The following is a 4,413-nucleotide window of genomic DNA, read 5'->3' as shown; positions in this document are numbered from 1 at the left end:
GGATAAATACTGAATTGTTAAATTTTGACCTTTGAAATTTAAACATTTTTCTCCTTTTTATAAATTTCAGTTTTGCCTTAAAATAACAAAAAAGAGTAAATAGGTCAAATTTTATCTTTAAATTTTTTATGAAATTTTAAGCTTCAGCCACCAAAAATAGCCACTTTGAAATTTATCTCAAGTCTCTTTCATCTCTCTTTGGTTTTGCAAGAGTTGTTAGCACTATGACGAAAAAAGCGATGCCAAATGTGATATACAAGATGATCTTTGGCGAGTCAAACTCTATCCTCGACCTTGCGACCTCTTCGCCGCTTGCCTCCACTAGCTCGCCGCGCTTTATCATCTCGCTGATATCTTTCGCGCTAAGCTCTTTAGACGGCCTTGTTAAAATTTCTATGACGCTAAGATCAGCCACCTCATAAACGCTATGTCTAATGCCATAAAATGGCTTTATGTTGCTAAAAAAATAGACCTTCTCGCCGTTTGCATAGACCGCGCCATATTCGCCATCTTTTACCAGCCCTACCTCACGCCAAGAGCTACTTGTGGCAAATTTATATAAAGAGACTGTTTGCGCCTCTAAGTGCCTGCCATGCTTTGAGCGCCGCCACTCTTCACCTTGCTGTAAGAAATACGCCGAGCTTTCATCTACAAAAACGTCAGCATAGAGCCTTTTTAGCTCGCCTTTTAGCTGGTAGTCTGAAATTTTAGCCTGCTCGTTTTTGGTGCTATCCCAAAAGTAAATTCCATCTTTGCTGGCAAAAAGAGGCCAAAAAGAGTGCACGTTATCCACGCTATAAATGGCGCTATAAGGCATATTTTGGGCACTAAATTTATGCTCATTTGCAAACACAGCTCCACTTTTTGGCTCAAAAAGATATTCTATATCATGCTTAGCATCGTAGCATATCCGGCGCGTCTCATCTGAATATCTTGTATCAAGCCTATAAAAGCCCATAAACAAGCTTTTGCCGTCTGTGTAATATCCGCTAGGAGCGCCATTTTCTGCCGTGATGTATCTTAGCCCGCTAGGCTGCGCGTCAAGCTTTTCGCCCTTGTAGTAAAGCGTGCCGCCATCTCTTGCAAAGCCAGCGTCAAATATAGGCTCTAAATTTGTGCTTTCAACCCTTTTTGTCCTGTAAAAATAAGGGCTATCATCGTAGCTTTTTATAAAAACGTGAACAAGGTTTTTCATAATGGCGCCAAATTCGCTAAATCCCGCCTTTTTCTCGCTTCTAGTGGCGCAATAATAGCTTATCTTGCCATCACTTAGATAGCCATTGCCAAGCACTTTGGCGCTCTTTGGATCAAGACCTGGTAAAATTTCTCTAGCGCAATAGACACTGTTTTTATCAGCCGCCACGTTTGAGTAGTCGTATGCGTGTTTTAGCTTTAAGACCCTAAAACTAGCCTCATCGACGCCTTTTAGCTCATACTTGCCACTGCCTGAAATTTGAACGTAAATTTTACCCTCAGGCGAGCGGTAAAACTCGCTATTATCAATGTTTGCAAAGCTTCTTTGATACTTGCCCTCATGCCATAGATAAAGCATCGCCAAAACAAAAAATAGCGTCAAAATGACAAAAAGATAAAGTATCTTAGTCGCAATTTTTCTCATTATCTATAATCATCCACCCTTTTTTTAAGCTCGCTGTTTTGCTTTTTGTTTTTAAAAATAGCGCCAACTACCGAAGCCATAAATGCAATGGCTAAAAATATCCAGTAGGCATATTTTTGCGAGTAATCATCAAAGTCGCTTATCGCATCGATCACCACCTCGCCCTCAGCTGGCACCATAGCGCCTTGATCTACCATTTTTACTATCTCATCAAGTTTTAAATTCTCAACATTTGAGTCATAAGGACGAGTGAGGATTTCAACCACGCCAAGGTCGTTTATATCATAAACGCTGCTGTTAAAACGCCAGCCGTAGCCGACGTTATCAAAATAATATGTCTTATCGCCGTTTGCATAAACCGCTCCGTAGCCATCGTTTCTTACAAGACCGATCTTTCGCCACTGCTCTTTTGTATCAAGCCTAACGATACACGTGTGGCGTGAGCTTAGGCTGTGATCATTTTTCGTGTTGTGCCAAATTTCATAGGTTTTTAGAAAATATGTCTTGCCATCACTTATCACCACGTCGCCATATAGCGGCGTTATCTCGCCTTTAAATGGATCATCGCCGTCTCTTACAAACTCGCCCTCATCTATGCTGTTATACCACTGCCACTTTCGCTCCCAGTGATAGATTCCGCCTTTGCCGCGAAAGAGCGCATGATAGGTGTGCTCATCTTTTAGGTTAAAAAGTGGCTCGTATGGGGCAAATTTTGGGTCAAATTCATGATCATTTGCATAGACCATGCCAGAATTTGGCTCATAAAGATAGTAAATGCGCCATATCTCGCCGATATCACGCATTTGTGGGCTAAATTTGATCCCTAGTTTTGTGCTGTCATAATAGACATTTTCTCCGTCAGTCGTAAAATGCACGCTCTTTCTGCCAGATATCTGCTCGATATATCGCATTTTACTGGCATTTGCGCCCTCTAGCTCTTTGCCATCATGATAGACCTTCACGCCGTCGCTTGCATAGCCAAAGCCCAAGATCGCAGCTAAATTTGCGTTATTAACCTCTCTAAATTTATAGATATGAGTTTGCGCTTTTGGAGTGTTAAACATTTTGTGCGATACGATGTCCCAAAACTCTTTAAGTGCGGATATTTCAAGGTTTGTCTCGCTTACGCTATCGCAAAAATATGTTATCTTGCCATCACCAAAATAGCCATTGCCAAGCGCTCTAACGCCATTTGGATCAAGTCCGCTCATCACGAAGTTGCCACAATATACCGCCTCATCGCTAGCGCCAACGTTTCTGTTGTCGTATTTGCCGGTGTCAATGTATCTAAATTTGCTGGCCCTCACGCCTATTAGCTCAAATTTACCCCCACTTGGCACCATGGCATAGACCTTGTCATCTTTGACGTAAAAAAAGCTATTATTTAGCTCTTTACTATCGCCAATGTCGTCATCTAAAATAGAAACTAACCCAAAGATAAAAAAGTAGGTAGCAAAAAATATCACAACAATGGCGATTATTACTGAGATTAGCGGATGTTTTTTTAACATTTTAGCTCCGTTTCAAACAAATTTAGCGACCTCATAATGGTGCAAAAACCTTTCATACATTTAAATTTCAAAGTACCTATCCAAATATAAAATATCTAAACATCAAAAACCTATAATATACTACTCTAACTACTGTATTTAATATCCAAACAGCATATAATGCCAAAATAGCTCCAATAATACTAAAATTCTTTAAAACCCCATAATAAATCACCATCAACAAAAAAAGAGAAAAGTAAAAAAATATAATCATAAAAAATAAATTTTTAATCCTTGCAAAAAGTCCTGACTCTTCGCTGCTTTTTGCGATTAGCCTAATGGTCTCTATCTTATTTAAAAACCCAACCTTGTTATATTTTATCTCGACTAGGTCACTCACTTCATATTTATATATTTCAGGCGGAAATGTCTCACTAAATCTCTTCTTATCAACAACAATACTAAGGCTTACAACAGAATTTTGTCTAACAACTCTTCTATTTAGCGCGCTTATCCTGCCAATCTTTTTCAAGCTACTCGAGCTCCTCAGCGATCTCTAACACTTCAAAATACTCATTTTCTAGGCTTTCAAGCTCGGCTTTTGCCTTTTCTAGCTCTTCATAAAGTTTAGTAAGACCCACTTCTTGATAAATTTTAGGATCACTAAGCCCCTCATTTAGCTCGGCTACCCTTGCTTCAAGGGTTGAAATTTTATCTGGATATGTGTTTAAAATTTGCGTTTGTTTGTAGCTTAGTTTTGCGCCGGTTTTACTCTTTTGCTTGGCTTCATTTTGGCTATTTGTTAGCTCTTTTTCAAATTTATCAAGCTCTTTCATCTCATCTTCAAGCTCCAAATAGACGCTATACTCTTCATGCAAGACATTTATCTTTGTCCCCTCAAACGCCCAGAGCTTATTTGCCATCTTATCGACAAAATATCTATCGTGGCTTACTAGCAAGATAGCCCCCTCAAAGCTTTGCAAGTAGTCTTCTAAGATGTTGATAGTTGCGATATCAAGGTCATTTGTCGGCTCGTCAAGCACCAGCACGTCGTAAGTTTTGGTAAAAAGCATCGCAAGCGCGACGCGATTTTTCTCGCCGCCACTTAAAACACCTATCTTTTTATCTAAAAATTCCTTTGGAAAGAGGAAATTTTTAAGATAGCCATAAACGTGCATATTTCGCCCACGCACCAGCACGTGATCGCCGCCATTTGGGCAAAATGTCTCTATAAGGCTCTTGTCATCATCAAGGACATTTCTAGCTTGATCAAAGTAGCCAATACTCACCTCACCTCTTTTTATC

The 4,413-nt window shown here is 39.7% G+C and carries 4 protein-coding genes; all 4 read right to left on the bottom strand.

The features are described 5' to 3' along the window. Positions 1–172: 172 nt before the first annotated feature. Positions 173–1,618 carry a DKNYY domain-containing protein gene (locus Q0296_RS09895; RefSeq protein WP_298040108.1) on the bottom strand — a complete coding sequence of 482 codons (1,446 nt, stop codon included), beginning with the start codon at positions 1,616–1,618 and terminating at the stop codon, positions 173–175. After that, positions 1,618–3,129 carry a DKNYY domain-containing protein gene (locus Q0296_RS09890; RefSeq protein WP_298040101.1) on the bottom strand — a complete coding sequence of 504 codons (1,512 nt, stop codon included), beginning with the start codon at positions 3,127–3,129 and terminating at the stop codon, positions 1,618–1,620. The genes Q0296_RS09895 and Q0296_RS09890 overlap by 1 nt, the downstream gene beginning before the upstream one ends. Before the next feature lie 76 nt (positions 3,130–3,205). Continuing rightward, the gene (locus Q0296_RS09885; protein WP_298040098.1) at positions 3,206–3,640 is read right to left on the bottom strand and encodes a hypothetical protein; all 435 of its coding nucleotides are present in this window, start codon (positions 3,638–3,640) and stop codon (positions 3,206–3,208) included. A gap of 1 nt (position 3,641) precedes the next feature. Then, positions 3,642–4,413, bottom strand: a 772-nt coding sequence (locus Q0296_RS09880; RefSeq protein WP_298040096.1) for an ATP-binding cassette domain-containing protein, incomplete at its 5' end; no start/stop codon positions are given.

Source organism: uncultured Campylobacter sp. (genome assembly GCF_937890585.1).
GTDB lineage: Bacteria > Campylobacterota > Campylobacteria > Campylobacterales > Campylobacteraceae > Campylobacter_A.
Note: the sequence above shows the minus strand (reverse complement) of the source record. Positions and strands in the feature narration are given on the sequence as shown.

Coding starts and splice junctions, on each gene's coding strand:
- Q0296_RS09895 (WP_298040108.1), bottom strand. CDS start 1,618: ATGAGAAAAATTGCGACTAAGATACTTTATCTTTTTGTCATTTTGACG.
- Q0296_RS09890 (WP_298040101.1), bottom strand. CDS start 3,129: ATGTTAAAAAAACATCCGCTAATCTCAGTAATAATCGCCATTGTTGTG.